Annotated in this window: 16 protein-coding genes and 1 pseudogene; 8 read left to right on the forward strand and 9 right to left on the reverse strand. The window is 71.6% G+C overall.

The window, feature by feature from the left end; genetic code table 11:
* Window position 1: 1 nt before the first annotated feature.
* From BXY45_RS05380 to BXY45_RS05390, 3 genes are all read right to left on the reverse strand, one after another.
* Window positions 2-814, reverse strand: a complete 813-nt coding sequence (locus tag BXY45_RS05380) for a carbohydrate ABC transporter permease (protein ID WP_109773289.1) — start codon at window positions 812-814, stop codon at window positions 2-4.
* Between the two features lies 1 nt (window position 815).
* Window positions 816-1,661: a carbohydrate ABC transporter permease gene (locus BXY45_RS05385; RefSeq protein ID WP_109773320.1), complete on the reverse strand. Its 846-nt coding sequence runs from the start codon at window positions 1,659-1,661 to the stop codon at window positions 816-818.
* Window positions 1,662-1,765: 104 nt separating this feature from the next.
* The gene (locus BXY45_RS05390) at window positions 1,766-3,067 is read right to left on the reverse strand and encodes an extracellular solute-binding protein (protein WP_109773321.1); all 1,302 of its coding nucleotides are present in this window, start codon (window positions 3,065-3,067) and stop codon (window positions 1,766-1,768) included.
* Between the two features lie 292 nt (window positions 3,068-3,359).
* Here BXY45_RS05390 and BXY45_RS05395 point away from each other — a divergent pair, with 292 nt between their 5' ends.
* A complete protein-coding gene (locus BXY45_RS05395; protein WP_109773290.1) occupies window positions 3,360-4,409 on the forward strand; it encodes a LacI family DNA-binding transcriptional regulator in 1,050 nt (349 codons plus the stop codon).
* Here the strand turns inward: BXY45_RS05395 and BXY45_RS05400 are convergent.
* Together BXY45_RS05400 and BXY45_RS05405 are read right to left on the reverse strand one after the other, a co-directional pair.
* Window positions 4,406-5,587, reverse strand: coding sequence for a Gfo/Idh/MocA family protein (locus BXY45_RS05400; protein ID WP_109773291.1), 1,182 nt, complete (start codon window positions 5,585-5,587; stop codon window positions 4,406-4,408). The two genes, BXY45_RS05395 and BXY45_RS05400, sit on opposite strands and share 4 nt — an antisense overlap.
* Window positions 5,588-5,631: 44 nt before the next feature.
* Complete coding sequence (locus BXY45_RS05405; RefSeq protein ID WP_218566891.1) at window positions 5,632-6,855, reverse strand: ROK family protein; 1,224 nt, start codon at window positions 6,853-6,855, stop codon at window positions 5,632-5,634.
* A gap of 77 nt (window positions 6,856-6,932) precedes the next feature.
* Here BXY45_RS05405 and xylA point away from each other — a divergent pair, with 77 nt between their 5' ends.
* Window positions 6,933-8,150 (forward strand): xylose isomerase, encoded by a 1,218-nt coding sequence (gene xylA, locus BXY45_RS05410; RefSeq protein ID WP_109773293.1) that lies wholly within the window; start codon window positions 6,933-6,935, stop codon window positions 8,148-8,150.
* Here the strand turns inward: xylA and BXY45_RS05415 are convergent, their stop codons facing one another.
* Together BXY45_RS05415 and BXY45_RS05420 are read right to left on the reverse strand one after the other, a co-directional pair.
* Entirely contained in the window at window positions 8,151-9,470 is a 1,320-nt protein-coding gene (locus BXY45_RS05415) for an alpha-hydroxy acid oxidase (RefSeq protein ID WP_109773322.1), read from the reverse strand.
* A gap of 52 nt (window positions 9,471-9,522) precedes the next feature.
* Window positions 9,523-11,202, reverse strand: coding sequence for an L-lactate permease (locus tag BXY45_RS05420; RefSeq protein ID WP_109773294.1), 1,680 nt, complete (start codon window positions 11,200-11,202; stop codon window positions 9,523-9,525).
* 133 nt (window positions 11,203-11,335) lie between these two features.
* On the opposite strand from BXY45_RS05420, the gene BXY45_RS05425 reads away from it, so the two are divergent.
* The 5 genes from BXY45_RS05425 to BXY45_RS05445 all read left to right on the forward strand — a co-directional run bounded on the left by BXY45_RS05425 (window position 11,336) and on the right by BXY45_RS05445 (window position 16,342).
* Window positions 11,336-12,100 (forward strand): FadR/GntR family transcriptional regulator, encoded by a 765-nt coding sequence (locus tag BXY45_RS05425; protein WP_109773295.1) that lies wholly within the window; start codon window positions 11,336-11,338, stop codon window positions 12,098-12,100.
* Window positions 12,097-13,530, forward strand: a complete 1,434-nt coding sequence (xylB, locus tag BXY45_RS05430; RefSeq protein ID WP_109773296.1) for a xylulokinase — start codon at window positions 12,097-12,099, stop codon at window positions 13,528-13,530. The genes BXY45_RS05425 and xylB overlap by 4 nt, the downstream gene beginning before the upstream one ends.
* 71 nt (window positions 13,531-13,601) lie before the next feature.
* A complete protein-coding gene (locus tag BXY45_RS05435; protein WP_109773297.1) occupies window positions 13,602-14,330 on the forward strand; it encodes a response regulator transcription factor in 729 nt (242 codons plus the stop codon).
* Between the two features lie 17 nt (window positions 14,331-14,347).
* Window positions 14,348-15,967, forward strand: coding sequence for a sensor histidine kinase (locus BXY45_RS05440; protein WP_109773298.1), 1,620 nt, complete (start codon window positions 14,348-14,350; stop codon window positions 15,965-15,967).
* A gap of 84 nt (window positions 15,968-16,051) precedes the next feature.
* Window positions 16,052-16,342 (forward strand): WXG100 family type VII secretion target, encoded by a 291-nt coding sequence (locus BXY45_RS05445; RefSeq protein WP_109773299.1) that lies wholly within the window; start codon window positions 16,052-16,054, stop codon window positions 16,340-16,342.
* Here BXY45_RS05445 and BXY45_RS05450 read toward each other — a convergent pair.
* Window positions 16,332-17,285, reverse strand: a complete 954-nt coding sequence (locus BXY45_RS05450; protein WP_109773300.1) for an XdhC family protein — start codon at window positions 17,283-17,285, stop codon at window positions 16,332-16,334. The two genes, BXY45_RS05445 and BXY45_RS05450, sit on opposite strands and share 11 nt — an antisense overlap.
* A 39-nt stretch (window positions 17,286-17,324) precedes the next feature.
* Here BXY45_RS05450 and BXY45_RS05455 point away from each other — a divergent pair, with 39 nt between their 5' ends.
* Window positions 17,325-18,155 (forward strand): aldose 1-epimerase, encoded by an 831-nt coding sequence (locus tag BXY45_RS05455; protein WP_281270555.1) that lies wholly within the window; start codon window positions 17,325-17,327, stop codon window positions 18,153-18,155.
* Window positions 18,156-18,178: 23 nt separating this feature from the next.
* On the opposite strand, the pseudogene BXY45_RS05460 reads toward BXY45_RS05455, so the two are convergent.
* Window positions 18,179-19,288: pseudogene (locus BXY45_RS05460) on the reverse strand (hypothetical protein); the annotation flags it as partial.

Raw genomic sequence — 19,288 nt, forward strand, 5'->3', positions numbered from 1 at the left:
CTCACTTTCCGAAGCCGGCGGTGAGGCCGGACACGAGCTGGCGGCGGCCCACGATGTAGAAGGCCAGGATCGGCAGCGTCGAGAGGACCACCGCCGCGAGCACGGCGGGGACGTTGACGGAGTACTGGCCCTGGAAGGTCGCCAGCGCGAGCGGCAGCACCCGCAGGCCGGGGTCCTGCGTGAGCACGAGCGGCAGCAGGAAGCCGTTCCACACCTGCAGGCCCGTATAGATCGACACCGTGGCGACGGCGGGGCGCGTCAGCGGGAACGCGAGACGCCAGGCCGTGCCCCACTCGCTGGTGCCGTCCAGGCGCATCGACTCGAAGAGCTCGCCCGGCACGTCACGGATGAAGTTGCTCAGCACGAGCACCGCGAGCGGCAGGGAGAAGGCGATGCTCGGCAGGATCAGCGCGGTCAGCGAGTCGTACAGCGAGAGCCTGATGATCAGCAGGTAGACGGGGATGATCGTCGCCTGTAGCGGGATCGCCAGCCCCATGAGCAGGAAGCTGTTGGTGTACCGCAGGAAGCGCCCCGATCCCCGGACGATGGCGAACGCCGCCATGAACGCGATGAGCACTGCGGGTACCACCGTGCAGACGGTGACGATGACGCTGTTGACGAAGTACCGGGCGAAGTCGTTCTCGAGCACCAGCTGGTAGGCCGAGAGCGTCGGGCTGAGCGACGGCAGCAGCGGGTTGGTCGTGTAGTACTCGCTGGAGGGCTTGAGGCTGGTGATGACCACCCAGTAGATGGGCACGATGATGATCGCGAGCCACACCCAGCCGAAGATCCCGGCGATCCAGTTGCGCCTCATCTCACATGCCTTCCATCTGGCTGCTCGTCTTGTCCTTGCCGCCGAGACGCTGCAGCAGCTGCGCCAGGAGCAGGCCGATGAGCACGATGAGGACGGCGATGACGCTCGCCGGGCCCATCTCGTTGGCGCGGAAGCCGCGCAGGTACATGTCCACGGCCAGGACGCGGGTCGCGTTGCCCGGGCCGCCGGCGGTGAGGATCCAGATGAGGTCGAAGGTGGTCATCGAGCCGACCACCATGAGCGTCGACGACGTGATGATCGTGTGCTTGAGCTGCGGCAGCGTGATGGAGAAGAACTGCCGCACGGTGCCGGCGCCGTCGATGCTGGCGGCCTCGTACATGGTCTTGGGGATCTGCCGCGCGCCGCCCTGGTAGATCAGGGAGTGGAACGGCACGTACATCCAGCTCAGCACAAAGATCACGACGAACAGCACCAGGGTGGGGCTGCCGAGCCAGTTCTGCACGAGGATCGGGATGCCCAGCGTGGCCGCGAGGCCGAAGTTCGGGTCGAGCAGCGCCTTGAAGGCGATGGAGATCGCCGCGGCGCTCATGAGCAGCGGCAGGAAGTACAGCACCGCCAGGAAGGCCCGGTACTTCTGCGTCCCGGCGGTGAAGACGCCGAGCAGCAGGGCCAGGGGCGTCTGCACGGCCCAGCTGAAGACCATGATTCCGAAGGTCAGGCCCATGGCCTTCCACATCACGGGGTCGGCCAGCACCGACGTCCAGTTGCCGATGCCCAGCCAGCTGATCGCCCCGATGCCGTCCCACTGCGTGAAGCTCAGCAGGACGACGCCGACGAGCGGCACGCCCCCGAAGAAGGCGAAGAACAGCAGCGCGGGCAGCGCCATCCAGGCCACGGAGCCTGTCTTGACGCTCCGGCGTTGGCCGTCAACCACGAGCGCGGACGCGGTGCTCGGCGGCCGTGTCGGCGTCGCCGTCGTCGTCGAGGTACTCACTTGCCGACCGTGGCGTCCATGTTCTGGGCGAACTGCTCAGGGGTGATCGACAGGCTGAAGAGCTGGTCGATGTTCGACAGCAGCGCCTCGGCCTGGCTCGGCGAGAGCGCCTGGTCCCAGGACTGCACGAAGCTCGGGGCGTTCTTGATGGCGTCGTAGCAGAAACCGAGGAAGTCCTTGTCCTGGGACTGGGCGATCTTGTCCTCGATGCCGGCGGCGACGCAGACCTGGCCGGAGGCGATGTACGCGTCGATGACGGCATCGCAGAAGATGCCGTTCTCCTTGTCGGCGAAGTACTTCTTCGCGATGTCCTGCTGCTCCTGCGTGGCCTTGGCAGAGATGGACATGTACTGCGCCGGGTTACCGGCGACGTTCTTGACGTCGCCCTTGCCGCCCTCGACGGCGGGGAAGGCGAACCAGCCGAGGTTGCCACCGGAGACGAAGTCGGGGGCGTCGTTCTTGATGCCGGAGTACACCCACGATCCGTGGAGCATCATCGCGGCCTTGTCGGTGTACAGCAGGGCCTGGTCGGCGTTGCTGTCCGCGGTGATGGACTCGAAGCCGGTGATGAACCCGCCCGCCTTCACCAGGTCTTGCGTGGCCTGCAGCGCCTTCAGGGCGTCGGGGTTGGACCAGGCGCCCGCCGTGCCGTCGAAGATGGCCTGGAAGACCTCGGGCCCGCCGATGCGGTCGAAGAGGTACTCCAGCCACATCATCGAGGTCCAGCGCGACTGGCCGGCCAGCGCGATGGGGGCGATGCCCGCAGCCTTGAACGTCTGCACCAGCGCCTGGAGCTCGGCGTAGGTGGTGGGGGGCTGGGCGCCGACCTGCTGGAACAGCTTCTTGTTGTAGTAGAAGACGATCAGCGCGGCATTCTCGTTCGGGTAGGCGTAGATCTTCCCCTCCACCGTGGCGGCCTGGTAAGTCGAGGCCAGCACGCTGTTCTTGACGTCGGGGTTCTGGCCGAACCAGTCCGTCAGGTCGGCCACCTGACCGGCCGCTGCGTAGCTCGCGAGCGTGCCGCCACCCCAGCTGTAGATGATCGTGGGGGCCTGACCGGCGCCGATGGCGGTCTTGATCTTCGTCTTGTACGCGTCGTTCTGGAAGTAGTTGACGGCGATGGTGTCATCGGGGTTCGCCGCGTTCCAGGCGGCGATGTTGTCGCCCTTGATCTTCTCGTTCGGCTGGCCGGAGAGGTACCACATCGAGGCCTTGCCGCTCCCGCCGCCGGCGCCGCCGGGGCCGGAGGTGCCGCAGGCCGACAGCGCGGCGCCCGCCAGGGGCGCCAGGGCAAGCATCGAGAGGAAGCCGCGGCGAGAGGTGCCGGGCAGGGGGGTCGCGGGAGCGTCCACGTGAACTCCATCGTTCGAGCCGCATCGGCGCGGCGTCCTGCGGAATCAAGCGTCGATCGAAAGTTTCCGACTGTTGCGCTTGAGACTGGGACAGTAGGAGCGACGACAAGGGCACGTCAAGCGAAACCGACCACGCGATCGGCATCCAATGCATCACGATTCTGTGACGACTGATCACCGATCGCGACGAAACTTTCGCTAGGGTGAGGCACCCTCACAGGCCGACGCAGGAGCCTCGATGACCAACACCGCAGAGCGCGTCACCATCGCCGATGTCGCCCGTCGGGCCGGCGTCTCGGTGCCCACCGTCTCGAAGGTCCTCAACGGCCGTGACGACGTCGCCCCCGCCACGCGCGACCACGTCACGGAGGTCATCACCACCACCGGGTACCGCCCCCGGCGCAGGCAGCAGGAGCCACGCAGCGGTGCGCCGCTCGTCGAGCTCGTCATCACCGACCTGACGAGCGCCTATGCGCTGGAGGTGCTGGCCGGCGCCGAGGAGAGCGCGTCACGCGCCGGCGCGGGCCTGGTCGTCAATGCCGCCCACGACCACGACGGCGGGGACAGGTCCTGGCTGAGGGCACTCCGGGAGCGGCGCCCGTCGGGCGTCGTCCTGGTCATCAACAGGTTCGGCGGAGGCAGCGCCGAGGATGTCGCCAGCCTGGGCGCTCCCGTCGTCCTCCTCGACCCCGCCGGGAGCTCGGACCCGTCACTGCCGACCGTCGGCGCGACGAACTTCGCCGGTGGCGTGACCGCCACCGAGCACCTGCTCTCCCTGGGGCACCGCCGCATCGCGACGATCACCGGGCTGCCGTTCCTGCTGTGCAGCCAGGAGCGCCTCGAGGGCTACCGCGCCGCGATGGCCCGAGCGGGCGTGCCCGTCGACGAGTCGCTCGTGGCGGAGGGAGACTTCACGGCCGCCGGAGGGCAGCGCGCCGCGGTCGCCCTGCTCGACCACCCGAACCCTCCTACGGCCATCTTCGCGGGATCGGACCTCATGGCCAGCGGCGTCTACCAGGAGGCACGATGCCGCGGCCTGCACGTGCCGGACGACCTGTCCGTGGTCGGCTTCGACGACGTGTCGATGTGCCAGTACCTGTCACCGCCGCTCACCACGGTGCGGCAGCCGCTGGGTGAGATGGCGGGCGAGTCGGTGCGGATGGTGCTCGACGCCGTGAGGGAACGGCGGGCCGGGCCGTCGGCGCGGCCGCAGCGCGACACCGCGCCGCACCTCCAGCTGGCCACCCGGCTGGTGGTGCGGGAGAGCACCGCTGCCCCGTCCGCCTAGATCGACATCCAGGCGCTCCCCTCGCCGGAACTGCGCTCCAGTGCATCGAGCACGCGCTGGACCTGGAGCCCCTCGGCGAAGGACGGCGAGGGCTGCCGTCCGGCGGCGATGTCACCGACGAGGTCGACGACCTGGTGGGTGAAGGTGTGCTCGTAACCGATGATGTGCCCGGCCGGCCACCAGCCCGCCATCCACGGGTGCTCTGGCTCGGTGACGAGGATGCGCGTGAAGCCCTGGCGGTCGGCGCCTCGGCGGGCGTCGTAGACCTGCAGCACGTTCATGTCCTCGAGGTCGAAGACGATCGCCCCGTCGGAGCCGTACACCTCCAGGTGCAGGCCGTTCTTGCGCCCGGTGGCGAAGCGGGAGGCCTCCAGCGAGACCAGCGCACCCTCGGCGGTGCGGGCCATCGCCATCGCGGCGTCGTCGACGGTGACCTTGCCGACCTCGTCGCCCGCTCCCCCGCCGTTCGAGCTGGCAGCCAGACCACGCCCGCCGGTCAGGGGCCGCTCGGTGACGAAGGTGTGCATGAGACCGCTCACGGCGACCAACCGAGTGCCCACCACGTGCTGCACGAGGTCGATGGCGTGGGCGCCGATGTCGCCCAGGGCGCCCGACCCGGCCAGCTTCTTGTCCAGCCGCCACGTCATGGGCGCGTTGGCGTCGGCGAGCCAGTCCTGCAGGTAGGCGACGCGCACCTGGCGAACCTGACCGATGGCGCCGTCTGCCACGAGCTGGCGGGCGAAGGCGACGGCCGGCACCCGGCGGTAACTGAAGCCGACCATGGCCTTCGCGCCACCCGAAGAAGCCCTCTCGGCGGCGGCGTTCATGGCCTCCGCCTCGGCGAGGGTGTTGCCGAGGGGCTTCTCGCACAGCACGTGCTTGCCGGCCTCGAGCGCCGCGATGGCCACCTCGGCATGGGCGTCACCGGGGGCGACGACGTCGACGAGGTCGACGTCGTCGCGGGTGACCACCTCACGCCAGTCGGTGGCGGAGCTGTCCCAGCCGAACTTCTCCGCGGCCGCAGCGGCACGGCCGGCGTCCCGGCCGACCACGACCGAGCGGCGCACCTCCAGCGGGAGGTCGAAGAAGTGCGGGGCCACGCGCCACGCCTGGCTGTGGGCGGCCCCCATGAAGCCGTGACCGACCATCGCGATGCGCAGCGCGCCTGCCTCTGCCATGACTGCTCCTCGGTGAGCGGGGTTGCCACACGGTAACCATTCGGTCAGGCCACCAGCGCCGCCGGGGCGTCGAGCACGCGCTGCAGCACGAGCGCCGCGGCGCCCATGACGGCGGCGTCGGAGCCGGTGGCGGACACGCGCACGGGCACCCCCAGCAGCCGCGCCCGCAGCACTCGCTCGGCCAGCTCAGCCCGCACAGGCCCGGCCAGCCACGGCGCGAGCGGGGCGCACGCACCGCCGAGCACCACGGCGTCGACGTCGAGCAGGTTCACGGCGCCGGCCAGCGCCACACCGAGGGCGCGGCCTGCCTGCTCGAGCGCCGCCAGGGGCAGCGCTTCCCCGGCCAGCGCGGCGCGGCGCAGCGCGTCCGCGCCGGCCCTCTCCGCCGCCAGCCCGGCGCGCCGCAGGAGCGCCTCCTGTCCGGCGTAGGCCTCCAGGCAGCCGCGAGCGCCACAGCCGCAGGGAGGGCCCGCCGGATCGACCGTGACGTGCCCGAGCTCCCCGCTCCAGCCGCGCTCACCCCGGAGGGGGCGACCGTCGAGCACCACCCCCGCACCGATGCCGACCTCTCCGGTGACCAGGACGAACGACTCCCCGCCCGGACTGTCGCCGGGGTGCCAGAGCTCCGCCACCGCGGCCAGCGCCGCCTCGTTGTCGACGGCGAGGGGCAAGCCCTCGAGGCCCGGATGAGCGCTCAGGAGAGCGAGCACGTCGACGTCGCGCCACCCCAGGTTGGGTGCCAGGCGCAGCCGCCCGGCGGCAGAGTCCACCAGACCCGGCAGCGCCCAGGCCCCGCCCACCACGTCCAGCCCCTGCGCCCGGGCGTCGGCGAGCACCCCCACGGCCAGCTCGGCCGACGCGCCCAGCACTCGCTCGGGCGGTCCGGTGCGATCCACCGAGTCCACCGACGCGCGGGCCCGCACCGCGCCGGTGAGGTCGCGGACACAGGCGACGACGTGGCTGGCGCCCAGCTCCACGCCCAGGGCGGCCACGCGTCGCCCCGACAGGCGCAGCCCGTTCGCGGGACGCCCGGCGCCGGTGCGCGGTGGCGGGGGCAGCTCCTCGACGAGCCCGCCGAGCAGCAGCGCGTCGACCAGCGCCGAGACCGTGCCCCGCGCCATACCGGTGGCCGCGGCGATCGCCGCGCGGGAGGGGGCAGTGCCGTCGTCGGTGCTGGACGCCGCCACGCGGGCGAGCACGGTGGCGAGGTTGCGCTCGCGCAGGTCGCGCTGGCGGGCGGGCTCGCGGACCGGGTCGGCGGGTGGCACCCGTTGACACTCCCACGTCGACCACATAAGTTCAACGACAGAACAAATCTTCACCTCGACGTAGAGGAGCACCTCCCATGGCTGACCTGACCCCCGCCACGAAGCTCGTCCCCACCCCCGAGGACAAGTTCTCCTTCGGCCTCTGGACCGTCGGATGGGCCGCCGCCGACCCGTTCGGCTCGGCCACCCGTCCCGACATCGACGTCATCGACGCCGCCCGCCGCCTCGCCGACCTCGGCGCCTGGGGCATCACGTTCCACGACGACGACGTCGTCCCCTTCGAGGTAGGCCACAAGGACCCGGCCGGCCGCGACGAGATCCTCGGCCGCCTGAAGAAGGTCGTCGCCGACACCGGCCTGACCGTGCCGATGGTCACCACCAACCTCTTCAGCCACCCGATCTTCAAGGAGGGCGCGTTCACGGCCAACGACCGTGACGTCCGCCGCTTCGCGCTGCGCAAGGCGTTCCGCCAGCTGCAGCTGGGCGCCGAACTGGGCGCCACGACGTTCGTCATGTGGGGTGGCCGCGAGGGCGCCGAGGTCGACGGCGCGAAGGACATCAAGGCCGCGCTCGACCGCTACGCCGAGGCCGTCAACCTGCTGACGACCTACATCACCGAGCAGGGCCTCGACATGCGCATCGCCATCGAGCCCAAGCCGAACGAGCCCCGCGGCGACATCCTGCTGCCGACGGTCGGCCACGCGATCGCCTTCTCGTACACCCTCGAGCACCCGCACCTGGTGGGCGTGAACCCCGAAGTCGGCCACGAGCAGATGTCCAACCTCAACTTCACCGCGGGCATCGCCCAGGCGCTGGCCGCCGGCAAGCTCTTCCACGTCGACCTCAACGGCCAGCACGGCCCCAAGTTCGACCAGGACCTCGTCTTCGGCCACGGAGACCTGCTCTCGGCCTTCTGGACCGTCGACCTCCTCGAGAACGGCTTCCCGGGTGGCGGCCCGACGTACGACGGCCCGCGCCACTTCGACTACAAGCCGAACCGCACCGAGGACTTCGACGGCATCTGGGACTCGGCCTCCGCCAACATGCGCACCTACCTTCTCCTCAAGGAGCGCGCCGCGGCCTTCCGCGCCGACCCCGAGGTGCAGGCCGCCCTGGAGAAGGCCTCCGTCACCGAGCTGGCGCAGCCGACGCTGGGCGAGGGCGAGACCCTGGCCAGCATCGTCGAGGACCGCTCGACCTTCGAGGACTTCGACGCCGACGCGAAGGGCCGCCGCGGCTACGGCATCGGCGCGCTCGACCAGCTGGCCATCGAGCACCTCCTCGGCGCTCGCTGATCAGCGACTGACGCGGTGCAGGCCCACCGCACCGGCGCCGAAGATTCCGGCGTCGGTGCGGCTGCCCGGCGAGCACTCCCCCAGCACGCGCGGCGCGAAGCGCTGCAGCTGGGTGACGTGCTGCGGACCCAGCTCGGCCAGCTCGGAAACCTGCAGCAAGCGCATCGTGCGCTCGACCTGCTCACGCAGGATGGCGATGGCGCGGTCAACGCCCGGCCGCCCGCCGGCCATCAGCCCGTAGAGGTAGGCGCGCCCGATGAGCGTGAACTTGGCGCCCAAGGCGATGGAGGCGACCACGTCCGCTCCATCCATGATCCCGGTGTCGACCATGACCTCGATGTCGGCGCCCACCTCGCGCACCACCTCGGGCAGCAGGTGGAAGGGGACGGGCGCCCTGTCGAGCTGGCGTCCGCCGTGGTTGGACAGCACGATCCCGTCGACGCCGAGGTCAGCCAGGTGCTTGGAGTCCTCGACGTTCTGGACGCCCTTGATCACCAGCTTGCCGGGCCACATCGACCTGATGACCTCGAGGTCGTCGTAGGAGATGGAGGGGTCCATCGCCGAGTTCAGCAGCTCTCCGACCGTGCCGCCGGTAGAGCTCAGGGAGGCGAACTCCAGGGTGGGCGTGGTGAGGAAGTCCCACCACCACCAAGGGCGAGTGGCGGTGTCGAGCACGGTGCGCAGGCTCAGCTGCGGCGGGATGGAGAAGCCGTTGCGCTTGTCACGCAGGCGGGCACCTGCCACCGGCGTGTCGACGGTGAAGAACAGGGTGTCGAAGCCGGCGGCTGCGGCTCGCTCGACGAGCCCATAGGAGATCTCCCGCTGACGCATGACGTACAGCTGGAACCAGTTGCGGCCGGTCGGGTTGGCAGCCTTGACGTCCTCGATCGAGGTGGTGCCCAGCGTCGACAGCGTGAAGGGGATACCAGCAGCCCCCGCGGCGCCGGCCCCGGCAGTCTCCCCTTCGGTCTGCATAAGGCGCGTGAATCCGGTGGGTGCGATGCCAAAGGGCAGCGCGGACGACCCGCCCAGCACCGTGCAGGAGGTGTCCGCCCGGGTGGCGTCCCTCAGGATGCTCGGGTGAAACTCCACGTCGAGGAACGCCTGGCGAGCCCGCTGGATGGAGATCTCGCCGTCCGCGGCGCCGTCGGTGTAGTCGAACGCCGCAGCGGGCGTGCGGCGTTTGGCGATGGCGCGCAGGTCGTGGATGGTCAGCGCGGCCTCGAGTCGGCGCCTGCGGCCGTTGAGGACCGGCTTCTTGAACGTCATGAGCTCGAGCAGCTCGCGGGGATGGGGGGCCTGGCGCTGGACGACGGACACGGTGGTCACCTTTCGAGGGGGTCGTGGGCGGATCGGTCAGGGGTGCGCCAGGTCACGGGAGCATCCAGGAGAGCACGCTGGACTGCAGGCCCACTAGCAGGCACAGGGCGAGGAGCATGCCGAGGCTCCACCAGATGACGCGGCGCAAGATCTCGGACTCGCGGCCCACCAGGCCCACCGCCGTCGCGGCGATAGCCAGGTTCTGCGGGCTGATCATCTTGCCGACGACCCCGCCGGAGGTGTTGGCGGCGACCAGCAGCGTCGGGTCAAGGCCGATGCGCTCGGCGGCGCTCTGCTGCAAGGTGGCGAACAACGCATTGGCGCTGGTGTCGGAACCGGTGACGGCCGTACCGAGCCAGCCGAGCACCGGGGAGAGGAAGGCGAACGCCGCCCCGGCCCCCGCAATCCACGCGCCGATGGTGAGGGTCTGCCCCGACTGGTTCATGACGTAGGCCAGGGCCAGTACTGACCCGACGGTGAGCATCGAGAAGCGCAGCTTGACCACCACCCCCGCCCAGGCACGGCCGATCTCGCCGAGGCGCAACCCCTGCACGAGACCGACGATCACACCACAGGCCAGCAGCAGAGTCCCCGCCGAGGAGAGCCACGGCAGCGTGTAGACGGTGGAGGTGATCGGCATGCCCGCGGCGTTCAGGACGGCGCCGTCGAGACCCGGCCACGGCACCTTGATGTCGGTACCGACCAGGGCCTCCTTCAGTGGCGTCCAGAGCTTGGCGAGAGCGAAGACCACGACCACGAGCAGGTAGGGGAAGAGGGCGCTGACCACGACGGCCGGTGTGAGGCGCTCCGGTGTCCCGGCACCGGCCGTGGAGCCGGCCGACCCACCGGCCGTGGCCCCGACGAGGACCCGCTCGCGCTCGCGCTCCACCAACAGTCGTTCTCGGGCCGCCGCGGTGCCCGAGGGCCTCCAGAAGCGGAGCAGGACGACGGCAGCGGCCACACCCACCAGGGAGGCAACGATGTCGGTGAGCTCCACCGAGATGTAGGTCGCCGCGAACCACTGCGCAACAGCGAAGCTGAGCCCGACGGCGACGGCGGCGGGCCAGGTCTCGCGCAGACCGCGGCGGCCGTCGGCGATGAGCACGAGCAGGGCGGGCACCACGGCGGCGATGAGTGGGGTCTGGTGCCCCACCACGGCGCCGATCTCGTGGTAGTCGATACCGGTGAGATTCCCGGCGGTGATGATCGGGATGCCCACCGCACCGAAGGCCACGGGAGCGGTGTTGGCCAGCAGAACGACCACGGCGGCGCGCATCGGCGTGAACCCGACCGCGAGGAGCATGACGCCGGTGATAGCGACCGGGGCGCCGAACCCGGCGAGCGCCTCGAGCAGGCCGCCGAAGCCGAAGGCGATGATGATCGCCTGGAGACGCGGGTCGTCGGAGACGGCGTCGATGACACGCCGCAGGAGCTCGAAGCGGCCGCTGCGGACGGTCAGCTCGTAGAGCCAGATGGCGTTGAGAACGATCCACATGATGGGGAACAGCCCGAACGCGAAACCTTGCGTCGCCGACAGGCCGGCCAGGGGGACGGGCATCCCATAGGCGCCGACGGCGACGAGAACCGCCACGGTCAGCCCGGACAGGCCGGCCCAGTGGGCTTTCCAGCGGAGCACGCCGAGGGTGACGAACACGGTGAGCAGTGGCATCGCCGCCACGGCCGCTGACAGTCCGAGGCTGCCGAGAGGGGCGAGGTCTTGGAGGTGCGTCATGGAGGGGCTCCCGAAACGTCGTCGTTTCATTGGTCTGACCGCTAGATGGACAGTACTTATAACCAGGTGCGCGGTCAACCACTTCGGCGGTCTGAGGTCGTGACCGCTCCTGAGCGCCTGCTATCAAGGGGCGGTGCCCTCGGATCCCTCAGGCCCTGACTGGAAGCCGCTAAGGCGCGCCAGCGCCCACGAGCTGGTGATCGGCGCCATTGAGGAGCAGATCGCCGCCGGTGCACTGACGGTGGGAGACCTCCTGCCTCCCGAGCGCGAACTCGCCGCACGCCTCGGCGTGAGCCGTGCTGGCGTACGTGAGGCGGTGCGGGTGCTCGAAAGCCACGGCGTGCTGCGCTCGCGCCCCGGCGTGGATGGAGGCACCTTCGTCACCCCCGTCCCCCGCGAGGCGCTCACCCGATTCCTGCGCCTGCACATCGCGCTGTCCAACTTCGCCCTCGAGGACGTCGTCGACGCCCGCGTGGTGCTGGAGCGCGCCAGCGCGGCACGCGCCGCCACCTCTCATGCCGAGGACGGCATGACCGTGATGCGCGAGGCCCTCGAGAGGATGGAGGCGCCGGGCGTCAGTCGGGAGGACTTCAACGCCGCCGACACGGCCTTCCACTCTGGGCTCGCTGAGGCCTCGGGAAGCGCCGTCTCCGCGGCCCTGACCGTGTCCATCCGCACGGCCCTGCGCGGGCTGATCCTCGCGGCCATGCAGCGCAGCACCTCCTGGGAGGCAGTCTCGGACCAGCTGCGCGCCGAGCACCGGGCCATCTACGACGCGGTGGCCGCAGGCCACGGCGAGCTCGCCGCCGAACTCGTGGAGCGTCACATCCGCAGCGCCGCCGATGACCTCCACCTCGACCCGGCAGCGCCGGGCGGCAGACTGTCTCCATGGCAATGAAGCTGGTTGCGGGGATCGACACCTCGACGCAGTCCTGCAAGGTCGTCATCCGCGACGCCGCCACGGGCGCGCTGGTCCGGGAGGGGCGCGCGTCCCACCCGGACGGCACGGAGGTGCACCCCCGCGAGTGGGAGCGCGCTCTGCGCGAGGCGCTCACCCAGGCGGGTGGCCTTGACGACGTCGTCGCCGTGGGCGTCGGCGGCCAGCAGCACGGCATGGTCTGCCTCGACTCCACCGGCGAGGTGGTCCGGCCGGCCCTGCTGTGGAACGACACCCGCTCGGCGCAGGCCGCGCGTGATCTCGTCGACGAGCTGGGCGCCCAGGCGTGGGCGGACGCCGTCGGCGTCGTCCCCGTCGCCTCCTTCACCGGCTCCAAGCTGCGCTGGCTGGCGGATGCCGAGCCGGAGAACGCCGACCGGACCGCCGCCGTGTGCCTCCCCCACGACTGGCTGACCTGGCGCCTGGCCGGCGGCTTCGGCGCGGTCGGCCTGGACGGCCTGTTCACGGACGCCGGCGACGCCTCCGGCACCGCCTACTTCAGCGCACAGTCCGGCGAGTACCGCCGTGACCTGCTCGAGCTGGCCTTCCGCGGCCGTTCCCCGCTCCTCCCGCGCGTGCTCGGGCCAGCTGAAGCCGGCGGGCGCCTCAGCGCCGAGTGGGGCAACCCCGAGGCGCTGCTCGCCCCCGGAACCGGCGACAACGCGGCTGCAGCGCTGGGCCTCGCCGCCCGGGAGGGCGACGTCGTCCTGTCCCTGGGCACGTCGGGCGTGGTGGGCGCGGTCACGGAGACCGCCGTGCACGACGCGTCCGGCACCATCGCGGGCTTCGCCGACGCCACGGGGCGCCACCTGCCGCTCGTCGTCACCCTCAACGCCGCGCAGGTGCTCGACGCCACCGCGAAGCTGCTCGGTGTCGACCACGCCGGCCTCGCCGAGCTGGCGCTCGCGGCACCGGCAGGTGCCGACGGCCTGGTCCTGGTCCCCTACCTGCAGGGCGAACGGACCCCCAACCGCCCTGAGGCCACCGGGGCGATGCACGGGCTCCGCCTCTCCACGATGACGCCCGCCCACGTGGCGCGCGCCGCCGTGGAGGGCCTACTGTGCGGCCTCGCCGACGGCATCGCCGCCCTGGAGGCGCAGGGGGTGACCGTCGACCGGGTGCTGCTCGTCGGTGGCGGTGCCCGATCGGCCGCGGTACAGCAGCTGGCGCCGTCGGTCCTGGGCCGGCAGGTCGTCGTTCCCCAGCCCGGCGAGTACGTCGCCGACGGCGCCGCTCGCCAAGCCGCGTGGGTGCTGTCCGGCGCGGACGCTCCCCCGGAGTGGTCGCTGGCTCCGGCGCAGGTCTTCGATCTCGACGACGACGCACGCGCCGCCGGCCAGCGGGTTCGTGCCCGTTACGCCGAGGTCCGCGACCTCACCGACGGCGCCTGAACCCCGTTTCACACGCCCGACTGACAGCGGACGTACAGACAACATCCAGGTTCGGCGTTCAGACTCCTCTCATGACCAGCACAGCCGCCGAGGCCCGCCTCCTCGTCGTCGACGACGAGCCCAACATCCGTGAGCTCCTGTCGACCTCGTTGCGCTTCGCCGGCTTCGAGGTCCACACGGCCGCGGACGGACAGGAGGCGCTCAGCCAGGCCGAGCGCACCCGCCCCGACCTCGTCGTCCTCGACGTCATGCTCCCCGACCTCGACGGCTTCGCCGTGACCCGCCGCCTGCGCGAGCGCGGCCGGGACGTGCCGGTGCTGTTCCTCACCGCCAAGGACGATGTCGCAGACCGCGTCGCCGGCCTCACGGTGGGCGGTGACGACTACGTGACCAAGCCGTTCAGCCTGGAGGAGGTCGTGGCCCGCATCCGCGCGGTGCTGCGTCGCACCGGCTCCGGTGCGGACCCGGCCGCCGGGCGGCTCGTCTTCGCCGACCTCGAGATGGACGAGGACAGCCACGAGGTGCACCGCGCCGGGCACGCCGTGGAACTCTCCCCCACCGAGTTCAAGCTGCTGCGCTACCTCATGCTCAACCCGAACCGCGTGCTGTCGAAGACGCAGATCCTCGACCACGTCTGGCACTACGACTTCGGCGGCGAGGCGGGGATCGTGGAGTCCTACATCTCCTACCTGCGCCGCAAGATCGACACCGGCACGGACGCCGAGGGCAACCCGGTGAAGCCGCTCATCCACACCCGCCGCGGGGTGGGCTACGTGCTGCGCCTCCCCCCCGCCGCCTGATCGCCGACGACAGCGCAGTGACGGAGGCCGACTCCCCCACGACGCCCAGGCAGCACGTGCGCTCGACGTACCGCAGCCTGAACGCCGACGTCCACCGGCGCACGCACGCGCTGTCGCTGCGTGTCCGGCTGATCGCCGTCGTGACGGGCCTGCTGGTGGTGGCCCTCGTGCTGACCGGCACGGTGACGCTGCTCGTGCTCCAGCGCGTGCTCATTGCGCAAACGGACGAGCAGCTGCGCAGCGCGATGAACGCGGCGGTGAACTACGGCCCGAGCGCCGCCCGTGGCGCCGACGCCGTCCTGCCCCCCACTGACTACGTCGTCCAGGTCTCGGGATCGCAGGGCCAGGTGTACGTGCCCTCCAAGCCCACGCCAAACGGTGAGCAGCTCACCCTGTCGGGTATCGATAGCTCCTGGGTGAAGGCGCACAACGGACAGCCCCAGACCATCACCAACAAGCAAACTGGCGACGAGTGGCGCGTCATCGCCAAGCCCACAGGCCTCCCCGATGGTTCCTCTATCGCGGTGGCTCGGTCGCTGACGCCCGTGGAGCACACGCTCAAGGACGTCGCCGCGTACTTCGTGCTCGTGGGGCTCGTCGTCGTCGTCGCCTGTGGGGTGCTGGGCGCGTACGGCATCCGCCGTGCGTTCCGGCCGCTGCGCGACGTCGAGGCCGTGGCTGCGGCGTTCGGCGGTGGTGACACCTCGCGGCGGGTCCCCGTGGACGCCGCGGGCACCGAGGTGGGCCGCCTCGGCACGGCCATCAACGGGATGCTCGACGACATCGAGACTTCCCTCGCCGCGCGCGAGACGTCCGAGGCCCGGATGCGCCGATTCGTCGCGGATGCCAGCCACGAGCTGCGCACGCCCCTCTCGGCCATCCGCGGCTTCGCGGAGATGCATCGCATGGGGATCGTGCGCAAGGAGGCGGACATCACCACCGCGTTCAGCCGCATCGAGTCCGAGGCGACGCGCATGGGCGGCCTCGTGGAAGACCTCCTCGTGCTCGCGCGCCTCGACGAGCAGCGCCCGATGCGGCGTGACCCCGTCGACCTCTTCGCCATCGTCGCCGACGCCCGCCACGACGCCCGCGCCCTGGCGCCGGACCGCACCGTGACCGTCACCGGCATCGACGGGGCACCGCCGCAGCCGGTGCTGGTCACCGGTGACGAAGCCAAGCTGCGCCAGGTGCTCGCCAACCTCATCGGCAATGCCCTGCGCCACACGCCCGCTGGCACGCCGGTGGAGCTCGGGGTGGGCCAGCGCGACGGCTGGGCCGTGTGGTCCGTCGTCGACCACGGCCCCGGCATCCCCCCGGAGGACGCCGCCCGGGTCTTCGAGAGGTTCTGGCGCGCCGACTCCTCCCGTCAGCGCGGTGCCGGCGGTGGCGCGGGGCTGGGGATGGCGATCGTCGCCGGCATCGTGCAGGCCCACGGCGGCGCCGTGCGTGTGGTGCAGACGCCGGGAGGCGGGGCGACCATCGAGGTGGCGCTGCCGCTGGCCGATGCTCCCCTCGAGGACGTCCACGATGACGACGACGACGGCGCGGACGTCGAGGAGCTCAGCGACGCTCACGCTCCGCCCACACCTGTGGACGAAGCTGTGGATGACACACGTTCATCCACAGGTCGGCGCTGACGCGAGCGGGTGGAGCGCCGTCGTCCCTAGCGTCGCTGCTGCGAGCCGCACCGCGCGGCAGCTGATGAGCAGCGGAGGTCCACGATGAGCAGGTTCCAGGTCGACAGTGGCGCGGTGGAGGGTGCGAGCGCTGCGGTGGCCGGCTCGGCGAGTGTCATCAGCACCGAGGTCGACGCGATGATGCGCCACCTGCTGGACCTGCAGAGCAGCTGGCAGGGCGCAGCCTCGAACTCCTTCCAGGGGGTGGTGGCCGAGTGGCGGGCCACGCAGGAGCAGGTGCGCTCCGCACTGGAGTCGATCGGGCAGGCCCTCGCCACGACCGGCCGCACGTATGACGCCGCCGAGGCCGACGCCGTGCGTGCGTTCAGCCGTTGACCGAGGCCTCGTGACCGCTGTGGATCGGCCCGGCGCCACGACATAACGGCTCACCCCGCCGGCCGTGGCGGACCGCCACCAGCTCCGCGGCGATGCTCAGCGCCATCTCCGCGGGGCTGCGGCCTCCCAGGTCCAGGCCCACCGGGGCATGCAGGCGGGCGAGCTCCCGCTCGCCGAGGCCGAGCTGCCGAAGGCTCTCGCGGCGGGCCGCGCACGTGCGGCGGGAGCCCATGGCGCCCACGTAGCCGAGGTCGAGGCGCAGGGCCAGCTCCAGTAGGGGCAGGTCGAACTTCGCGTCGTGCGTGAGCACCACCAGGGACGTCGTCGGGCCGACCCGCCCGGCGGCGGCCTGCGCGCCCAACCACCGGTGGGGCCAGTCGACCACCACCTCGTCCGCCGAGGGGAGGCGCTGCGGCGTGGCGAACGCCTCCCGAGCGTCGACCACGGTGACGCGCATCCGGAGTAACCGCCCCTGCGCGGCGAGGGCGTCAGCCGCGGCGCTGGCCCCCGCGATCACGAGGTGCGCGGGCTCTTCCGCCGCCACCTCCACGGTCCCGCCCTCCGGCAGCTCCAGGGCCAGTCGCGCCGGGCGACCGGCGTCGCGAGCCCGGGCAAGCTCCCGCAGGCGGCGGGTCAGATCCGCATCGAGGGGACGCAGCAGCACGTCGAGCGCGCCGCCGCAGGGCAAGCCAACGGCGAATGCGTCGTCGTCGCTGACGCCGTAATGCACGAGCTCCGGCTCGACGAGGTCGGCAGCGCGGGCGAACACGTCTCCCTCGACGCACCCACCGGAGACGCTGCCGAGGGCGGAGCCGTCGTCGAGCACGGCCATTGCAGACCCCACCGGCCGCGGCGACGACGACCAGGTCCGCGCCACCACGGCCAGGACGACGCGTCGGCCGTCGTCGACAGCGGCCAACACCCCGTCGATGATGTCGAGCATCCGCCCATCCTGCGGGCAGCGTGCGCCAGGCTGGGGCCTGTGGAGCTGACTGCTGGCGCAACGCGCCTTGTCGTGGATGAAGCCTTCGGGGCCCGAATCGCCTCGCTGATCGTGGGGACCGAACTGGATCTTGTCGGTCGGTACACCGACAGCCCGCATGGCTGGGGCGGCTTCCCGATGGTGCCGTGGGCGGGGCGCGTACGGAATGCACAGCTCACGTGGGAGGGGCGAACGGTGGAGCTGCCGCCGAACAAGGCCCCGCACGCCATCCACGGAACGGTCGCCCGGGGGCCGTGGCAGGTGGTGGAGGCCGAGGCGCACCGCGCGGTGCTGCGCTGCGACCTCGGCGAGCACTGGCCGTGGCCCGGTCACGCCGAGATCCACTACGACCTCACGCCGACCTCCCTCGACGTCCGGCTCGAGTGCTGGAACGACGGCACCGCCGCCGACGGGTCGATGCCCGCGTGGATCGGCATGCACCCCTGGCACCCGCGGTTCCTCGGGGGCGCCGAGGCGGAGCTCGACGTGCCGCTGGAGGACCCGGCGACAGCGGTGATGATCAGGGACGACGACGGCATCACCGACGGACGCCGCGGGCCGCTCCCGCTGGGCGCTCCCAACCGGCACCGCATCGACGAGGCGCTGGTAGGCGTCGCGTGGCCAGCCACGATCACGTGGCCCGGGGTTGCGCGCCTGGAGATCAGCTCGGATGCCGAGTACGGCGTCATCTTCACCGAACGCGATGAAGCCGTGTGCGTGGAGCCCCAGACCGGCCCGCCGGACGCCACCGCCCTCGGGCTGGCCCACACCGTGCAGCCCGGAGAGGCGCACGTCATGACGATGACGTGGCGGTGGAGCACGGCGCTCTGACGCTCGCCGTGGAGCCGCCCGGTTCAGAAGGATGGTTCCTCGGGGAAGGTCAGCGCGGGCTTGGCCTGCTGGAACGTGTCCGGGGCGGTGACTCGCGGTGGTGGCGCCCAGGCGCGGTACATCGGGTCCGGGTCGGTGTACGGCTTCGGGCGGGTGACGTGCTCGATGCCCAGCGGTGAACGCCAGTGGGCGTGCCCGGCGGTGCACCGCCAGTGCTCCCACCGCGCGCTCCACGGCGCATCAGGCGCGGTGGCGGCGTGCTTGCGGCGGTGGGTGGAGCGGGACTTGGGGTCCAAGTTGCACGCACACGTCGGCCCGCCCTGCCCAGGGCCCGGGCCCCAGGGGGTGACGTGGTCCAGGTCGGCCTGCTCCGCCGGCAGGGTGTCCCCCGGCCCGGTGGAGGTCCCCCACAACGCGGTGACGTACCGGCGCAGCGCAGCCGGTGGGTCGTGCGGGCCGCCGCCGATGGCGCTCAGGGGGCAGGCGTCAGCATCGACCGGCTCACACTCACCGGCCGCGCAAGCATCAGCGACCTCGAGGTCCAGGTCGAGGTCGACATCGGCGTCGGGTTCGGGACCGTGATCCCAACCGTCGCCCCAGCCGACGTCCGGGTCGGCGTCTCGGCTGTCGTCTCGTCTGTCGCCTCGGTCGGCGGCGGGGTCGGCGGCGGGGTCGGCGGCGGCGGGGTCGCTAGCGGGACCGCTGTCCCAGCCGGGAGCGGTCTCGAAGGTGGCAGCAGCCTTCGGGGGGAGCTGCTGGATCGGGTGCCCGCGGAAGCGCCCCGCCCTGCCCCTCGCAGCAGCCCCCGTCGCTGATCGTGGCGACGGCTGAGCCGGCGAGCTGCCCGGCGAGCCGGACGGTGACGTAGCCGGTGGCGTTGCCGTTGGTGCTGTGGAACCTGCGCCGCCGGCGGGGGTGTCGGGGTCGCCGTCGTCCTGCGGACCGTCGCCAGGGCCAGGGCCAGGGCCGCTGGCGGGACCGTCATCGGGGCCGTCATCGTCGGGGGTGGTGAGCCAGGACGCGGGGTAGGTGTGCCCGTCCACCGCGATCAGGTCACCGGTGAACGGATCGCTCAGCACCCGCCGCAACCGGCACCCCGGGGAACGCAACCCCGCCCGCACCAAGAACGGCGC

This window comes from Quadrisphaera granulorum, from assembly GCF_003149145.1.
Taxonomy (GTDB): domain Bacteria; phylum Actinomycetota; class Actinomycetes; order Actinomycetales; family Quadrisphaeraceae; genus Quadrisphaera; species Quadrisphaera granulorum.